This window comes from Syntrophotalea carbinolica DSM 2380 (genome assembly GCF_000012885.1).
In the GTDB taxonomy this organism is placed as follows: domain Bacteria; phylum Desulfobacterota; class Desulfuromonadia; order Desulfuromonadales; family Syntrophotaleaceae; genus Syntrophotalea; species Syntrophotalea carbinolica.
Genome location: NC_007498.2, coordinates 965,245 through 981,474, shown reverse-complemented (window position 1 = coordinate 981,474; position 16,230 = coordinate 965,245). Strand labels below are relative to the sequence as shown.

14 protein-coding genes are annotated in these 16,230 nt (G+C 56.4%); 2 read left to right on the top strand and 12 right to left on the bottom strand.

What is annotated here, in order from left to right:
• Positions 1-194: 194 nt before the first annotated feature.
• The 12 genes from PCAR_RS04960 to yedE all read right to left on the bottom strand — a co-directional run bounded on the left by PCAR_RS04960 (position 195) and on the right by yedE (position 10,910).
• Entirely contained in the window at positions 195-1,091 is an 897-nt protein-coding gene (locus PCAR_RS04960) for a selenium metabolism-associated LysR family transcriptional regulator (RefSeq protein ID WP_011340544.1), read from the bottom strand.
• Positions 1,092-1,232: 141 nt separating this feature from the next.
• Positions 1,233-1,727 carry an HAD family hydrolase gene (locus PCAR_RS04955; RefSeq protein WP_200858987.1) on the bottom strand — a complete coding sequence of 165 codons (495 nt, stop codon included), beginning with the start codon at positions 1,725-1,727 and terminating at the stop codon, positions 1,233-1,235.
• Between the two features lie 92 nt (positions 1,728-1,819).
• Positions 1,820-2,530, bottom strand: a complete 711-nt coding sequence (locus tag PCAR_RS04950; RefSeq protein ID WP_041531589.1) for a phosphate ABC transporter ATP-binding protein — start codon at positions 2,528-2,530, stop codon at positions 1,820-1,822.
• A gap of 8 nt (positions 2,531-2,538) precedes the next feature.
• Positions 2,539-3,423, bottom strand: a complete 885-nt coding sequence (gene pstA, locus PCAR_RS04945) for a phosphate ABC transporter permease PstA (protein ID WP_011340541.1) — start codon at positions 3,421-3,423, stop codon at positions 2,539-2,541.
• A complete protein-coding gene (pstC, locus tag PCAR_RS04940; protein ID WP_011340540.1) occupies positions 3,420-4,280 on the bottom strand; it encodes a phosphate ABC transporter permease subunit PstC in 861 nt (286 codons plus the stop codon). The genes pstA and pstC overlap by 4 nt, the downstream gene beginning before the upstream one ends.
• Positions 4,277-5,110, bottom strand: a complete 834-nt coding sequence (locus tag PCAR_RS04935) for a phosphate ABC transporter substrate-binding protein (RefSeq protein ID WP_011340539.1) — start codon at positions 5,108-5,110, stop codon at positions 4,277-4,279. The genes pstC and PCAR_RS04935 overlap by 4 nt, the downstream gene beginning before the upstream one ends.
• A gap of 145 nt (positions 5,111-5,255) precedes the next feature.
• Positions 5,256-5,837, bottom strand: coding sequence for a nicotinamide mononucleotide adenylyltransferase (locus PCAR_RS04930; RefSeq protein ID WP_011340538.1), 582 nt, complete (start codon positions 5,835-5,837; stop codon positions 5,256-5,258).
• Between the two features lie 55 nt (positions 5,838-5,892).
• Entirely contained in the window at positions 5,893-7,194 is a 1,302-nt protein-coding gene (gene apgM / locus PCAR_RS04925) for an alkaline phosphatase family protein (protein WP_011340537.1), read from the bottom strand.
• A gap of 114 nt (positions 7,195-7,308) precedes the next feature.
• Positions 7,309-8,127 (bottom strand): sugar phosphate isomerase/epimerase family protein, encoded by an 819-nt coding sequence (locus PCAR_RS04920; protein WP_011340536.1) that lies wholly within the window; start codon positions 8,125-8,127, stop codon positions 7,309-7,311.
• Between the two features lie 155 nt (positions 8,128-8,282).
• A complete protein-coding gene (gene selD, locus PCAR_RS04915; protein WP_011340535.1) occupies positions 8,283-9,350 on the bottom strand; it encodes a selenide, water dikinase SelD in 1,068 nt (355 codons plus the stop codon).
• Between the two features lie 245 nt (positions 9,351-9,595).
• Entirely contained in the window at positions 9,596-9,814 is a 219-nt protein-coding gene (locus PCAR_RS04910; RefSeq protein WP_041531254.1) for a sulfurtransferase TusA family protein, read from the bottom strand.
• A gap of 10 nt (positions 9,815-9,824) precedes the next feature.
• Positions 9,825-10,910 (bottom strand): YedE family putative selenium transporter, encoded by a 1,086-nt coding sequence (gene yedE / locus PCAR_RS04905; protein WP_011340533.1) that lies wholly within the window; start codon positions 10,908-10,910, stop codon positions 9,825-9,827.
• Positions 10,911-11,381: 471 nt separating this feature from the next.
• On the opposite strand from yedE, the gene selA reads away from it, so the two are divergent.
• Both selA and PCAR_RS17685 read left to right on the top strand, forming a co-directional pair.
• A complete protein-coding gene (selA, locus tag PCAR_RS04900) occupies positions 11,382-12,767 on the top strand; it encodes an L-seryl-tRNA(Sec) selenium transferase (protein ID WP_011340532.1) in 1,386 nt (461 codons plus the stop codon).
• 414 nt (positions 12,768-13,181) lie between these two features.
• Positions 13,182-16,112, top strand: coding sequence for a sensor domain-containing protein (locus PCAR_RS17685; RefSeq protein WP_011340530.1), 2,931 nt, complete (start codon positions 13,182-13,184; stop codon positions 16,110-16,112).
• Positions 16,113-16,230 lie beyond the last annotated feature (118 nt).

Genomic DNA, 16,230 nt, shown 5'->3' with positions numbered 1-16,230 from the left:
AGGCCAACAAAAACATGCTGAAGGCCCCGGCAGCCGCAACGGCTACATAAAAAACCCTGTTACGGATTCCCGAAGGAGGTGAATAGTAGCCGATCGATGGGATTTATGCAACCCCGTTCTACCGTTTCGAGGGAGGCCCCCTGGCGCAGAATGCATCATTCCGCTCGTACCCAGCCAAACGATCGGAGGCTTTTTTACAAGCGAAAACGTTGGTGAATACAGTCGATGAAAGCTTTGGCCGCTGGCGCAAGATCGCGCCCCTGGCGGGCGATCAGGTAAAAATGGCGAAGGATCTCCAGCCCCTGGACCTCGACCATGGACAGCTCGCCCCGCTCACACTCTTTTTGCACCGACATCTCGGAAACAAAAGAGATGCCGGCTCCGTTGAGTATCGCCTGCTTGACGGCCTCATTGCTGCCCAGGCACATGGAGGGGGTCAGCTCGTCCGGGGCGAACCCCGCCTTGGCAAGGGCCTCGCGCAAAGTCCTGTCCGTACCGGAACCGGGCTCCCGGACAATGATCGGCTCACCGGCAAGATCCGCCAGACGGATATGCTGTTTTTTGCTCCAGGGGTGACCTGCGGGTACCACCAGCGATATCTTGTCCAAAACCAAAGGCGTATGGACAAGGCCTTTGTCCGCAAAACGCGTTCCGACCAGGGCAAACGCCACCTCTTCGCGCTTGACCCGCTCGAGGGTTTCCCGGCTGTCGCCCTGGCAGAGGGTAATAATGACGCCGGGATGCTGCCTGCGGAAAGCAAAGATGCACTGCGGGATCATGTAACAGGCAGGAATATTGCTGCCGCCGATTTTCAAAGTAACGTCTTCAAGCCCGCGAAACCGGCTCAAAGCCCGCGGCACCTCCCTGGCCTCGGCAACCACGCGCTGAGCATGGTCCAGCAGCAGCGTCCCCGCTTCGGTGAGAAACGCCCCTTTCCCGGTCCGGTCGAGCAATTTCAGCTCAAACTCTTTTTCCAGCGACGAGACATGCTGACTGACCGTCGACTGGGTAAGGAAGGTGATTTCCGCGGCTCGCGAAAAACTGCCGCTCTCGGCAACAGCGATAAAGACCTCAAGCTGTTTCAGATTCATGAACATACCTTAGAAAAAATGCAGGCGCGGTGGCCGGTTTTGCGGCTAGCCATGACAGAGGTTCGGCATACGAAACAGACCGCATGGCTGCTCCATATCTGGAATCCGTCCCCGCGGGCTACCAGACAATAAGCTACCGTATCAATTTCTCATCGTCGCGACAATCCGATGCGGTTGCAGCAGCAGATCCAAAGCATCCTTGATATCGACACATACAATGTCCGCAGCCAGCATGGATGCCACAGCGGCCCCTTCCTGCTGGATAAGACAGATACCCAAAGCTGCGTTTTTCAACAACAGACCATCATTCCTGCCATTGCCAACCGCCAGCACCCTGCCCAGCCCCAGGCTTCGGGCATATTCGAGCTTGGCCTGATCCTGCTTATCGCGGCCGATGATTTTCAGAGTACAGGGCAGCGACGCCAGTTCCGAACGTGCGCTGGCATTGGTATCCGCCGTAATCACATGCACGGTGACCAGGGAACTCAAAGCTTCGAGCCTCGGCACCACGCCGGAAATCAGCTTGCCGTCGACGGCTAGCGTACCGTTAAAATCGAGGATGACATGCTCAATGGCCACGACCTCTTCATTGGGGATGGCAAGGGGCAACATGGGCAATACCTTTCGTTGAAACACCAGGCGATGGCCAGTCCTTTAAAAACCGCCCCCCGGTTAAAAATGTCAGACGATGATCCTATGTACGGGACGAACGGCCAAACGTCCGCAGTTTATTTCTCTGTTTGCGCAACAACGGTGTTCCCGTCAAACCTGACGATGTTGTCCGAGATCCGCATCACCTGTTCCTGATAGTGGGAAACAACCAGGATGGTCAGACGATCCTTCAACCCGACCAGAAGTTCTTCAATCACGGCGGTAGAAGCCTGATCCAGAGAAGAGGTAGGCTCATCCAGAAGCAACACTTCCGGCTCCATCACCAAAGCACGGGCGATGCAGAGTCGCTGTTGCTGCCCCCCCGACAGCGTGCGGGCATCGTCGTTCAGCCGGTCTTTGACTTCACTCCACAAATTGGCCATTTGCAGGGCCTGCTCCACCCTGGCGGCTACCGTTTGCCGATTTGTCTCACCGGACAGCTTCAGGGGAAAAGCGATATTTTTACGGATGCTCATCGGCAGCGGGTTGGGGGCCTGAAAAACCATGGCCACCATTTTTCGCAAGTCCGTCACCGACATGCCGCGGGCGTAAACATCCTGCCATTTACCCTGCAGCTCGATCTCCACCCTGCCCGTCATAGCCGCATCCGGCAGGTTTTCCCAGAGGCGGTTAAGGGTCATGAGAAAGGTGGATTTGCCGACCCCGGAAGGCCCGGTCAAAGTGCTGATCGCATGCTTGGCAAAACTCACGTTGACATCGTTCAATATCGCCCGATCCCGGTAGAAAAAATCAAGATTGGCGACACGTATCTTAACATCGTCGGTCATGACATGGCTCATGGTCGGTAAAAAATAAAATGGCTCAACCCCTTTCTGATGCCGTACGCCACTGCGAACAGCAGAGCGCAGAGCGACAGAAGGATAATGGATGCCCCATATCCCTGCATCAGTTCATCGGGGTTGGAATATTGGGATGAAATATAATAGATGTAAAAGGGCAGCGCTTCGTACTGGGAAAACAGGGAGCGCGGCAAACCGGCGGAGGCAACGGCTCCCGTGAGCATGATAACCGCCGTGTCTTCGGCGCAGCGCCCAATGGCGAGAATAATCCCGCTCATAATCCCGGATAAGGATTTGGGTATCAACACCAAAAAGATGTTCTGTAATCTGGTCGCCCCCAGCGCCAGTGCCGTCAGACGAAATCGCGGGGATATCCCCTCAAGAGCCGCCTGTGTGGTCCGGATGATGTAGGGCAACACCAGAAACGACAGGGCGAGGCTCGATATGAGCAGGCACGGGCCGATATCGTTCGAATACTGTTTATGCAGAAAAACGGCAAAGGAAAAACCGAACAATCCGATCACAATGGAGGGAATGCCGGACAAAACGTCGAACAGGGCATCGAGCACTCTTTTCACCCGCCCCCCGGCATACTCGGCCAGATAAATTCCCGTGGCGATGCCGATCGGTATGGCCCAGAAAATGGACAGAAGGATAAGCACCAGGGTACCGACAATAGCCGGGAAAAGGCCGTCAAAGACCCGTTGCTTAAAGAGCAGTGCCTGCAACGGTGAAGCATCGCCAAAAATCAAGGACAGATCGACGGCCCGCCCCCCTTTGACGAACAAATAGCCCATCAGCAGAAATACCGCGCAAAGCAGCATCAAGCCGGCGGCCCATGCGAACAGGACCGTAAGCCTCTCGAGGATGCGTAATCTCAAGGTTTTCTGTCCTCCGCATAGCTTATATACCGAACCAGAAAGGTCACTGCCATGGTGAACAGATAAAGCACAACCCCGCAGGCAAAAATGGACCGGAACTCGGGGCTCTCGTAATCCGCTGCAATCACCAGGGCGATATGCGCTGTGAGCGTCCGGGCCGGCTCCAGAACCGATGCCGGCACCCGCACCGCATTGCCGGCCAGCATAAGGGCAATAAGAGTGTCGCCCACAGCCCGTCCCAGTGCAAGGATAACCCCGTTTAGCATCCCTTTTTTCGCGGCAGGCAGCATGACATACAACAGCTTTTGCACGTGACTGGCCCCCAGCGCATCGGCTGCATCCAGGTACGAGCGGGGAATCCGGTCGAAACTGTCACTAAAAAACAGTGTCATGGTCGGTGAAATCATGATGCCGAGCACCAGGGCGGCGGTGAAAACGCACATCCCCGATCCGCTCTGAAACCATTCCCGAACCAGCGGAACGACAAGGAATATCCCCACGAAACCATAGATAACCGTCGGGATCCCGGTCATCAGCTCGATGATCCGGCGCAACCCTCTGCTCACCGGTTTCGGGGCGATGGTCGCAATCAGGAATGAACAACCGAGGCTCACGGGAAAGGCAACCGCCAAACTCAAAAAAGAGATGGCCGCCGTACCCACGATCATCGGATAAATCCCGAACGATCCCTGGTACGGCGACCATGATTTCAGCAGGAGGTGATATCCCCCGCCCTCTCTTATCAGGGGCAGGCCCATGAACACCATAAAGACCAGAATCCCTATGGTGATCGAAGAGCTTGCCACTGCGGAGAGGAAAAAAGCCCTCTCCGCAACCAGTTCCCCGATTTTTTTCATCGGACGGGAATAAATCCGCGCTGCTCAATAATCTTTTTGCCGTCGGTTGTATAGAGAAAATCGATGAATTTCTTTGTCAGGCCGTGCGGTTCGCCCTTGGTATTGCTGTAAAGGCCACGAGCGATCTTGAAGCTTCCGTCCTGTACGCTCTCGATAGTCGGCACCACGCCATCCAGTGCAACCGGAGCCACACTTGCATCGATATGCCCCACGGACACATAGCCGACGCCGTAGGGATCCTGCGCAATAGCCGATTTCATCGCACCGTTGGATACGACGACATGGGCACCGGTGGTCATCTGCGCCTTATCCAGCCCTTTTTTCCAGAAAACCGCCCGGGTGCCGCTTGCTTCATCGCGGGTATAGACGTTGATTTTCCGATCTGCACCACCCAGCATCTTCCAGTTATCAAGCTTGCCGGAAAAGATATCGATCATCTGGGTTTTGGTCAACGCCTTCACCGGATTGTTCGGATGAACCACCGGCGCCACACCGTCGATGGCCCACTTGTAGAGGTTGAGCTGATAGCGGCTGATTTCTTCCTCGGTCGCTATGCGTCCGCTGTTGCCGATATCGACCAGGCCCTCTCCCACCTGCTTGATACCGACACCGGAGCCGCCCCCTGCAATACTGATCTGGATGTCGGGATTGATGACCATGATTTTCTTGGCGACGTCTTTCATCACGGGAATATGCGCCGTACCGCCAGAGATCTTCAACACCCCGCTCTCGCCTTTGAACACATCCAGACTACCGGCAAAAGCCGGTGCATACGCTGCAAGCGAAACAGCAACAACCAATACCAGTTGAATCAAAGAAAACTTCCTCATACGCTCCTCCAATAAAAATAGAAAAAATACTCCAAGGAAGCTAACAAATGCCCCGTTTGTTGTCTAATTGTAATTTTAAATAAAAGTGATACTAGCTATTGGTTTTATCAATAGCACAGGAAAGGCTCGATGCCGGTCCGGGTATTCAGGAAGACTGAACCATGGCCCGCAAGCGTCCGGGAATACCCCACCTCTTCATAAGATCGGCTACGGCAGGAGGGACCAGATCTTCCCAGGGCTCGTTGTTTGCCATCCGGCGGCGGACATCCGTAGCACTGAGGCCTTTCCGGGTGAGCGGCACCTCCCTGAGAACATGCGTCGCCAGACCGAGGGAGGTGAAATACGCCAGCTTCCGCCTGCCCCAGTCGTCGTAGATGGAGAGAAAAAACAGCGCATCGAGGGGCACATAGTATCGATACAGCTCGGGCATGTTGACGGGAAAAGGAACCACGGAATAGTGAGACGATGCGATCCCCGCCTCTTCCAGGGCGGCGCGCACCATGGTGTAACGCTCGAAATAGGTCAGAGGGTTGGCGACCGAACTGCTACGATGCGGATCCGCGGCTTCGGTTTTGGTCAAAAACGGATCCGGATTGGTGATCCCCACGACCAGATGGCGGCAAAGGGCCTTCCCCGCCAGAAGATAGGCCAGATGATCGTTGTGGAGAACCTGGAAACGGCCATGAATGACCCCCGTTTCGGCATCCGCCATCGGTTCATGTGTCATGGTCCAGACCTCTTCCTTCTATGCTTCGAGCCGTAACAAAACACAGGCCCAAGGCTCAATCGATTCGGAGGGGCGTTGATATCCCCGAAGCGAAGGGCCGCTCATCCGGTGCGTCCCTGAGTCCCCAGAGTTTGCCCCGGTCAAGAAAGTTCAGGATCAAATACATGAGTTCCGTGCCCCTGACGAGGCTCAAACCTCCTGAGGCGCAGCTTACCTCGTCGAAGGTCTCGACGTCATCGCGCCGCACATACTGTCCGACCATAACCAGCGGCACCGTCTCGCCGCTATGGATCATGCGACCGGAAGAAGCTGTGGAATGGTCGGCGGTAACGACAAAGAGGATGTCATCATCGGGGACGATCTCCTCGAGCACATAGGCTATCGCGGTGTCGATGGATTCTATCACCCGCTTTTTGAGAAGGGGATTTTTGGTATGACCGGCCTGATCGGCAATCTTGGTATGCACATGGACGAAATCAAACTCTCTGGCCTGACACGCCATGGCGAGCCGCGCCTGCAGATCCCTGCCGGGGTCGCCCGTGTCCCTGACCCCGCGGGTGTCCATGCCGAGCACCTGACCGATCCCATGGTACACGGCGCCGGAAGCGATCAGCAGCCCCTTAAGCCCCCACTTGTCGGCAAACGATGGCAGGCTGTGCAGCATACCGGCCCGCTGCGTACCGACGGCATTGACGGCAGCAAGCCCCTCCCGGATACGCTGTCGATTGAGAGGGTGTTCCGAAAGCGTCCGATAACTCCATCGCAGGTAATCATTGAGAAACCGCGCCGTGTTTTGCGCACAAGCATCATCCGCCATAGCGCGCAGAGGGAAAACCTCCATCAGGGGACGCCCCTCGATGATCGGATTCGAATCGGTAACGCCTTTCGACACCTTCCCCCGGAGACGGAGGATGCCGCCGATCCCGCCGGTAGGCAAAAACACCGCATCGATGCCGGATCGGCTGAAGTTTCGTACCGCCCCCTGAAGTATCTGGCAGTCCTGCCGGTCCAGCGCGGGGTTTTCGTGACGCAGCACAAGGGCCTGCCGCCGCTTCTCCACGGAGAAGATGCGGGCCAGCAAAGCCACATCGTTTTCCCGGATATCGAGACCTTCACCCAGCGCTTCCACAACACCCCGCCCGGGAAAATCCTCCATGCGGTATCCGAACATGAGAAAATGGGCAAGCTCGCTGGGTAGCGCGGTTCCCTGGAGATGGGCATGAAAAAGCCCGTTCATGCCGAGGGAGGCAAGTCTGTCAAGATTGGGGGTGTGGGCAGCCTGGAGAGGAGTCCGGCCGTCAAGGCAGGAGTGACTTCGGTCGCCGAGACCATCGAGAAGAAGAAGAATACAGCGCATGCCCGGTCCTCTGGAAAAAGAAAGACGGATTTCTCAGAGTATACCGAAGACTGTGCGGTTTCCTAAGTGAAAACGGTGCGAGTGTCCACCCGACGCTGCCGGACGCACGTTTGCCTAGATTGCACCGAGGGGAAAGGAACTTGGTTGCCGAACCTCAACGGTTTGCGGAGAGGAGGCTTCGAGGTAGTTTTGCAGCAGGTCGCGGGTGTGCAGCAATTCGGACGGATTCATGAGTTCGATGACCCACCAGTCGCAGGATTCGGCCAGGCCGAGAAGATCCAGCCGATCGCTGATATCCGCCAGATCGGCGGGCGGGACATGGCCATAACCGTCAAGCTCCGTATGGTAGACATGCGCATTAAGGAGCCTGTCCCGATGGGGCAGAATGTATTCGTCGAAAATGGATTTGTGCGGATGCAGGTGGCGCACCGCGTGGGCGTGGCCGATATCGATGGTGACGTAAGCGTCGCTTTCCGTCACGATGCGGCGAAACACAAGGGGATCGTTGGTCAGCGGCGTGGTCAGGTTTTCCAAGGCCACGGCAACGCCATTGCGTCGGCCATGCTCCACGAGAGTGGTCAGGTTGGTAATGGCACGGTTCAGGTCGATCCCCTCGCCGGAGGGGTTGCCAAGCCCGGAATGCACCGTCATATAGCGCCCGCCGGCAGCGGCTACCTGGTCGACGGTACGCAGCAACAGCGCCAGGGAGTCATCGCCCCGCTGATCGCTGTAAGCCACATCCACGCCATGAAAACGACAGTGGTAGCGTACCTGAAACCCGTCAAGAACCTTTATCTGGGAGAGAAGCTCCCTCTCCGGAAGCGAGGGATCCAGGGACCAGTCGATAGCGGAAAAACCGTTTTGGTCGGCAAATGCTGCGAGTCTTTCCGCATCCTGATCGAATATGTTGCACATGGCGATGGTCGGTTGCATGGGCCGAACATATACCTTCGTTGGTGATAAATCAAATCGATAATACCAACAAAAGGCTGCACTTCAATCGGTTTTACCGATAGACACTAACACCCACCCCGGCCTCGCTGGTTTGCAAAAAAAATTCGTTGCTTTAAAAACCATGGGAAGACAAATCACCGGATCTCGACAGCATGTCCGCGGTCCGCAACAACCTCGCCGATCGGAACGGCAAAACAGCCCTGGTCTCCGGCAAGACGGATATACCTCTCGGCGGATTCGACGGCAAGGGCAATCAGAAGCCCGCCGGAAGTCTGGGGATCGTACAAGGGGATGAGATCGTCCGCGGCAAAGGGCTTCAAATCCTCTTGGCGTCCAGGGCGGGCGTCCACCAGCAAACGGGAGTAGAAATCCCGGTTGCGGTAGCAGCCACCCGGCACCAGACCGTCGTTGATCAGATCGGCAACACCGCTGATAACCGGTATCGCACTCACATCCAGAAGCAAGGTAACCCCCGCTCCCCGGGCCATCTCCGAGGCATGGCCGATAAGGCCGAAACCGGTGACGTCGGTACAGGCGTGGGCGCCGCATTCCGTCATGATCCGTGCGGCCACATTGTTCAAGGTGCTCATCCAGCGGCAGGCCTCATCCAGCGTGGCGTCGGCCACCATCTCCGCCTTGATCCCGGTAGACACGATGCCGGTGCCGACAGGTTTGGTAAGAATCAGAATATCGCCCGGGCGGGCGGTGGAATTGCGTATCACCCGATCCGGATGCACAAGACCGGTCACCGCAAGACCGTACTTGATCTCATCATCCTCGACGGTATGCCCTCCGACCAAACATGCCCCGGCTTCGCGAATCTTTGCGCTGCCGCCGGCCAGGATCTCCCGCAGCACTTCGGGGGAAATGCTGCATTCCGGGTAGAAAACCATGTTCATGGCGGTCACGGGCTTGCCGCCCATGGCGAAGACATCGGACAGGGCATTGGTCGCGGCGATGGCACCGAACTGAAAAGGGTCGTCTACCAACGGGGTGATGATGTCCGTGGTCTCGACCAGGGCACAGTCGTCCCCAATGCGATAAACCCCCGCGTCATCGGCAGTCTCCGGCCCTACGAGGAGATTCGGGTCACTGCCTTCGAACAATCCGGACAAAGCTTCTTCCAGGCCCCCCGGGCCCAGTTTGGCAGCTCAACCGGCCGCTTTGACCATATGGGTAAGTTTTATTTCCTGTCTGCTCATATAAAACACATTCCCTTTCGGATGCTTTCGACACCGGTCGTGCGGGAAAGCAACAAATGAACTCCTGCGTCATTCCTGGGTCAGGCATCTCTACCACAAACCGGCAAAGCGATTCAAGTTCCCCCGTCAAAACTCCGGTTGCAGCCAGTAACCGTCAATGGCAGCGGAAGACCTGTTTAAAAGAAGCCCCCAGCCCAACGAAAAAGGCAGAGGGCTTCTCCACGCACCCCAGGGGAGGGTCGCTACTAGCCCTTTTTCATCGTTATGGAGAACTCGCCGGACTCATCCGTAATGTCAGCCACCGTCCACCCGCGATTGTTCGCGGCGCGACAGACGTTCTCCTTGGAAACTTCACTATCGACCAGAACCTTAATTTCACTGTCGTTGCCGGCCTTTATCGCATTCAGCGTCATCAGGACCGGTTGAGGGCAAGATAGTCCGCGAGCGTCTACTGTCTTTGTCATGGTTTCCTCCTTAAACAACACTTTTTCTCATGGTAAACCCGATAAACAGGCACACCACAAGGCCGATCACAACAGCCTGGATGCCATAGGGGCCAACACCGGCCGGGGAACTGGCCAATCCGAAATTGTGACTGAACGCAGCCCCTGCAATCATGCCCAGCACAAAAATGGCGGCATCACCATCACCCTCGCCGGCCAGAAACAACTGGCGACCGGGGCAGCCCCCGGCAAGACAGAAGGCCAGCCCCGCCAACATCATCCCGGCAAAATTCCAAATCTGCATGGTGTGGGCAACGGGCTGTCCTTCAAAACCCGGATGGAATTGGCCGAACAACAGGTTGGCAACAAAAGCGGCAACGATAAGCGCGATGAATCCCGACATCAGGTGCATGTGCCGGAAGAGCACCAGGTCCCGAACAGCCCCCATGGTGCAGAACCGACTGCGCTGAGCTATAAACCCGATAAACAGACCGATCCCCAGGGATATCAGCAGCGGTGCATGCATCGCACCCGGCCCTTTCAAACTGTAAAAGAGCACCCCGCTTTTTGCCTCACCGGAAACGGCGGGAAAAATAAACATCAACACCAGCAAGCCCAACATCATAAGGGGCAACATCCATCCAGCCGCAACATGCGTGCGCTGGGTACGGCCAAGATTGTATCCGCCTTTTAAGAACAAGGTACCGATCCAGATACCTACGCCCAGCCCGAGCAATCCGAAGATTGCGGAACCATCACCGCCGGCAAGACGCAATGCCGCCCGCCACGGGCAACCGAGAAACACCAGCGCCCCGATCATGGCAAAAGCACCAAGAACGAATCGGACGATGGGAGCCGAACCAAGACGCGGCCGGAATTCCCTGAACAGGTAAGCTGCGATCAACGCCCCGAGGACAAAGCCGATCACTTCGGGACGAACATACTGCACCACCCCGGCACGATGAAGCCCCAGCGCTCCGGCAATATCCCGCTCGAAACAGGCGACGCAAACGCCCATGTTGCCCGGGTTTCCCAGTTTCTGCAAAAGAGCCGCAAGAACACCGATTACAGATCCGACACCGATGATGCCCCAACGTCCCGCCAAAAAGTTCTTCATTCCTTCCTCCTTACCTCACGCATAACTCCCGATAGAATGGACAATCTGTGCCGGTCCGTATGGCGACAGGCACATCTCTACAAAACCCCTTACAGACCATACGGAGAATGCCCGCATAACCCAACGGGCACCCACCCTGGCCGGCGTGGGATCAAAAGATTCATAACTGATTTTCGGGCGAATTAATTTGAAGGGAAAATAAACACATACAATTTTTCATAACCCATGTCCAATGGGTAATATGGATAGAAGATCGCCGTTCTATCGATTTACTCCATGCATCGTAAAAAATCGCAGACGCTCCCGACGCCCATGCGACGAGCTCTGCGCCCTTGACAATTCATTTCGAGCCTATAAAATGAGGCCGCTGAAATCGCAACCCGACCCATTTATCGCGCACTCAGAATTTCCGGAACCCAACTGCAAACAGGGCTGCTCAAATCGCCGTTTTCCACAGGAAAGGCCACGCTCTTGCTCAGAAATATCCCCAAAGTAGATAAGGTCCTGGAATGGCCCGGCATCAAGACCCTCATGGAATCATATCCCCGGCCGGTCATTATCACGGCGGTGCGTAATGCCCTCGACCAGCTGCGCGCCGAACTGCTGGCCGGTACCGCAACCGTTGAGGTTCTCGCTGAAGAAGCACTGACCGGACGGGTAGCCAACACCCTGGAAAAAATGAACATGCCCGGTCTGCGGCGGGTCATTAACGGAACAGGCGTGGTCCTGCATACGAACCTGGGACGGGCTCCGCTGGCCGAAGCCCTGCACGACACCATGCGCGATACGGCTTTCGGATACAGCACTCTCGAGTTCGATGTGGAAGCAGGAAAACGGGGCAGCCGCGCGGTCCATGTGGAGAAACTGCTTTGCGACCTGACCGGGGCCGAGAGCGCGGTCGTCGTCAATAATAACGCCGCGGCGGTGATGCTCGCTCTTTGCTGTCTGGCCCGTGACAAGGAAGTCGTCGTGTCGCGCGGCGAACTGGTAGAAATCGGCGGATCGTTCCGTATTCCGGAAGTGATGGAACAAAGCGGAGCGATCTTGAGGGGAGTCGGTGCCACCAACCGGACCCACCCCCGGGATTACCGCGCAGCCATCACGGAAGAAACGGCCCTGCTGCTCAAGGTGCATACCAGCAATTTCGCCGTGGTCGGTTTTACCACCGAGGTTTCCACCGAGGAACTCGTCGGCATCGGCCGCGAAGCATCCCTGCCGGTCATGGTCGACGCGGGAAGCGGCACCCTGGTCGATCTTTCGGCCTACGGACTGTCCGGCGAAAAAACGGTACGCCAATACCTCGATGCCGGGGCGGATCTGGTCACCTTCAGCGGCGACAAACTTCTGGGCGGGCCGCAAGCAGGCATCATCGTCGGCAAGCGCCGCAGTCTGGAAGCCATGAAAAAACACCCACTGTTGCGGGCGCTGCGCGTCGACAAAGTCACCCTCGCTACCCTTGAAGGGACATTGCGCCTGTACCGGGACGAGCAACAGGCTTTGCAGCAAATCCCCACACTGCGCATGATGACGCTGCCGGCAGAGGAACTGGCCTCCCGTGCCAGAAAAGCCGTGCGGCGCATGCGACGAACCCTGCCTGCAAGCGTATCCCTGAAAACCGCGCAAGGTTTTTCACAGGTAGGCGGCGGCACCTTTCCGCTATTGCAAATCCCCACAACCCTGATTTCCGTTACCGTGGACAACCTCTCGGCACAACAGCTGGAACAAAAGCTGCGCACCAGGGCGCTGCCCATCATCGGCCGGATATCCCAAGGCACCTTCCTCCTCGATCCGCGCACTCTGGCGGACAAGGATATTGCGGATATCATCGCCGCCTTGCAGAGCATCGCAGCCAGCTAAGATCGCGTTCGATGCCGGCATACAATTAGCCGCAAAAATGCGGCTTCGAAAACATTTGGTGCTGCCCCCTCTTTGTGGCACCCCCAGCAGACTTCATCTTTCACTTCGCCCATCTTTGTCCCTGCCCGCCGGAAACAAAGTATCGATCCCGTGACAAAACCGGTACACATGTGGGGCAACAGGGACCTTCATTCCCCACAAATGCCCGGGGCAGCCCCTGCCAACTGCCACAAAACCAGGCTGACTACCGCCCCGCAATGCATGGCATCAGTTTTGAATAACGTACAGTAAGCCATCTGCCCTGATAAATTTCGAGGACATTCCGGGCACATGCACTTTATGTTCTTTAAATGGACTTGAACAACGGACCCTGCGACATAGCCGGCAAGCGTTAAATGTAACAAAGGGGCAACAATGAGAAAACGTACCGTGCAAGTTACGGCCTTTCCCGGGAATCGCTGTTTTCGGCGCACCCTACTCCACATCGTCGCCCCCTTGAGCCTATGCCTGCTGTTTTTGGTCGTTTTACAGACAACCCTGCCTTTGTGGGTCACCGTTGCACTGTGCCTCGGCTTGCTCATTCAGATGTTGGCAGGTTGGCACGGCATGGAGGAATATCGTCGCGGAGAACGGTTGCGGGCAGATACACAGAGAAACCAACTGCACATCGAAAATGCCATTTCAGCCATAGCCGTTCAGGAGATCGTACTGGACACCGACGGCCAGGCAGTGGACTTCATCTTTTTGAGTGCCAACCCGGCCTTCGAAACGCACACCGGCCTCAAGGTCGCGGACATTCTCGGACGCCGCGTCACAGAGGTCCTTCCCGGGATTGAAAAAACCCATTATATTGAAAGCTTCGGCAAGGTGGCTCTGACCGGCGAGGTGCTTATCTTCGAAGAGTATTCCGACCTGCTGGGCAGGCACTTCCGCATCCATGCCTACCCCCTGGGCGAGAAGTGTTTCGCCACGATGTTTAGCGATATCACCGAATCCCATAATGCCAAAGAAGCGTTGCAGGAAAACCAATCTCTTATACAGTCGCTGCTGCGAAGCATGCAGGATCTGGTTTTCGTCCTCGACACGGATCTTGTTTTTCAAACCTATCACCAACCCGCCTGCGGAAAACTTTTCGTCCTCCCCGAGCAGTTCATCGGCAAACACCTCGATGAGGTAAATCTTCCTGAAGAGGTTGTCCAGGCTACAAAAACAGCACTGGAGCATACTCTCACCACCGGCACCGTCACGCACACGGAATACTGGCTCGACCTCCCGGACGGACGGACCTGCTTCGACATGTGCATAAGCCCCTATCGCGCGCAAAATCGTCAGATCAAGGGCCTGACCTGCGTTGCACGCGATATCACCGAACGCAAACAGGCGGAAGAGACCCTCGAAAAACGCATCCAGGCTCTGACCCGGCCGCTGCACGATGCTGCGGAAACCACCTTTGAAGAGTTGTTCAATCTGAAGGATATCCAGCAATTGCAGGCCGATTTCGCTCAGGCGACCGGCGTTGCAGCCATCATCACGCAACCGGACGGCACGGCCATCACCGCACCGAGTAATTTCGGTCGTCTTTGCAAGGATATCATTTGCAAAACAGCCAAGGGACAAGCCAATTGCCGGCATTCCCGTGCCCTGTTGGGCCAGCCATCCAACCAGGCACCGACCATTCGCACATGCTTTAGCGCCGGGCTATGGGAGGCGGGCGCAGCCATATTGGCCGGCGAGCATCACATCGCCAACTGGCTGGTGGGACAGGTTCGCGACAAAACTCAAAGCGAAGAACAGATGCGCGCTTACGCCCGGAAAATCGGGGCCGATGAAACCGTTACCATCGAAGCCTTTCGCGAAGTACCCGCCATGACTCGCCAGCAATTCGCGAAAGTGGCCCAGGCTCTGTATTCCATGTCCAGGCATTTGTCGGTTTCCGCTTACCAGAATATGCTGCAGGCACGCTTTATCAGCGAGCAGAATAAAGCGCAGAAAAAGATCGCCTATCTGGCTCATTACGATCAACTCACGGGATTAGCCAATCGCAGTCTGCTAAAAGAGCGATTTGACTACGCCGTCCGGCACGCCATGCGCTCCGGTTCCCAGGTAGCCCTTTGCCTTCTCGATCTGGACGGCTTCAAAGCCATCAACGATCTGCAGGGCCACCATGTCGGCGATCAGTTGCTGTGCGAGGTGGCCAAACGGCTGCAAACCTCGATCCGCTCCACAGATATGGCGGCCCGCATCGGCGGAGACGAATTCGTCATACTGTTTACGGATATGCAGAAAACCAGCGTTGCCACAACCTTGGTTCAAAAAGCCATGAGCTGTTTCACTTCGGCTTATGACTTACAGGAGCATACCCACACCATAACCGCCAGCATGGGCGTGGCGATTTTCCCTGAGGATGGTCACGATTTTCCAACCTTGTTCAAACATGCCGATGCGGCCATGTATTTTGCCAAAGAGTCCGGCCGCAACGGCGTCCAGTTTTTCCGGCAGGAGATCGGTCAGCGGGTACAGAATCGCCTGACCATGGAAACGGAATTGCGTCAGGCCCTGCAAGAAGATCAACTGGAACTACACTACCAACCCATCTGGCAACTCACTGAAAAATGTATCGTTGGTCTGGAAGCCCTGGTGCGCTGGCGACATCCGCAAAAAGGACTGCTCCCGCCCGACCGGTTCATTCCCATAGCCGAGGAGTCCAACCTCATCCAGGCCCTGGGCCAATGGGTTCTCAATGCGGCCTGTCGGGACATGCGTAGCTGGCGCAATCAGGGATTTGAGAGTTTGCCGGTCTCCGTCAACATTTCCGCCCGCCAACTCTTCCACGACGATTTCACCTCCTCTCTTGCCCGGCTGCTGAAAGAGTATGCCCTGCCCCCCGAGCAGTTGGAACTGGAGGTAACGGAGACCATCTTCCTGCAAAAAGACACCACAGTGGAAAAAGTAATGAACCATCTCAAGAATATCGGGGTGGGGCTTGTGCTGGACGATTTTGGCACCGGGTATTCGAGCCTCAGTTACCTCAATCGTTTTCATATCGACAAACTGAAAATCGACCGGTCGTTCATGGCGCATATCTGTCAAAAAGAGCAGGATGCCATTCTGACGGCCACTATCATTCGCATGGCCCAGAGCCTGGGCATGCAGGTCGTTGCCGAGGGCGTAGAAACCGCCGGTCAGGAACTGTTCCTGATGGAGCAGGGATGTGACCTGGCCCAGGGATATTTTTACTACAAACCCCAACCGATAGAATCTCTCCGGGATATCTTTGTCCAGAACAAGCTGTGCTCCCGGGCACTGGAAGATCCCGAGCAACCCATGCCGCAACCCTCGGCATAGACAAGGCTGTCACAGCAAAGCGGCAACCACCGTCCCGATCCCCGCCCTTTGCCGGTAGCGAGACCGTCCATCCCGCCAAGCGGAGAGACGGCCGCGCCTGCCATCCTGCAAACCTGCC

What these genes read in the sequence shown, in the direction of transcription:
- PCAR_RS04960 (WP_011340544.1), bottom strand. Translation starts at nt 1,091, where the DNA reads ATGAATCTGAAACAGCTTGAGGTCTTTATCGCTGTTGCCGAGAGCGGC.
- PCAR_RS04950 (WP_041531589.1), bottom strand. Translation starts at nt 2,530, where the DNA reads ATGACCGACGATGTTAAGATACGTGTCGCCAATCTTGATTTTTTCTAC.
- pstC (WP_011340540.1), bottom strand. Translation starts at nt 4,280, where the DNA reads ATGAAAAAAATCGGGGAACTGGTTGCGGAGAGGGCTTTTTTCCTCTCC.
- PCAR_RS04935 (WP_011340539.1), bottom strand. Translation starts at nt 5,110, where the DNA reads ATGAGGAAGTTTTCTTTGATTCAACTGGTATTGGTTGTTGCTGTTTCG.
- PCAR_RS04930 (WP_011340538.1), bottom strand. Translation starts at nt 5,837, where the DNA reads ATGACACATGAACCGATGGCGGATGCCGAAACGGGGGTCATTCATGGC.
- apgM (WP_011340537.1), bottom strand. Translation starts at nt 7,194, where the DNA reads ATGCGCTGTATTCTTCTTCTTCTCGATGGTCTCGGCGACCGAAGTCAC.
- PCAR_RS04920 (WP_011340536.1), bottom strand. Translation starts at nt 8,127, where the DNA reads ATGCAACCGACCATCGCCATGTGCAACATATTCGATCAGGATGCGGAA.
- PCAR_RS04910 (WP_041531254.1), bottom strand. Translation starts at nt 9,814, where the DNA reads ATGACAAAGACAGTAGACGCTCGCGGACTATCTTGCCCTCAACCGGTC.
- yedE (WP_011340533.1), bottom strand. Translation starts at nt 10,910, where the DNA reads ATGAAGAACTTTTTGGCGGGACGTTGGGGCATCATCGGTGTCGGATCT.
- PCAR_RS17685 (WP_011340530.1), top strand. Translation starts at nt 13,182, where the DNA reads ATGAGAAAACGTACCGTGCAAGTTACGGCCTTTCCCGGGAATCGCTGT.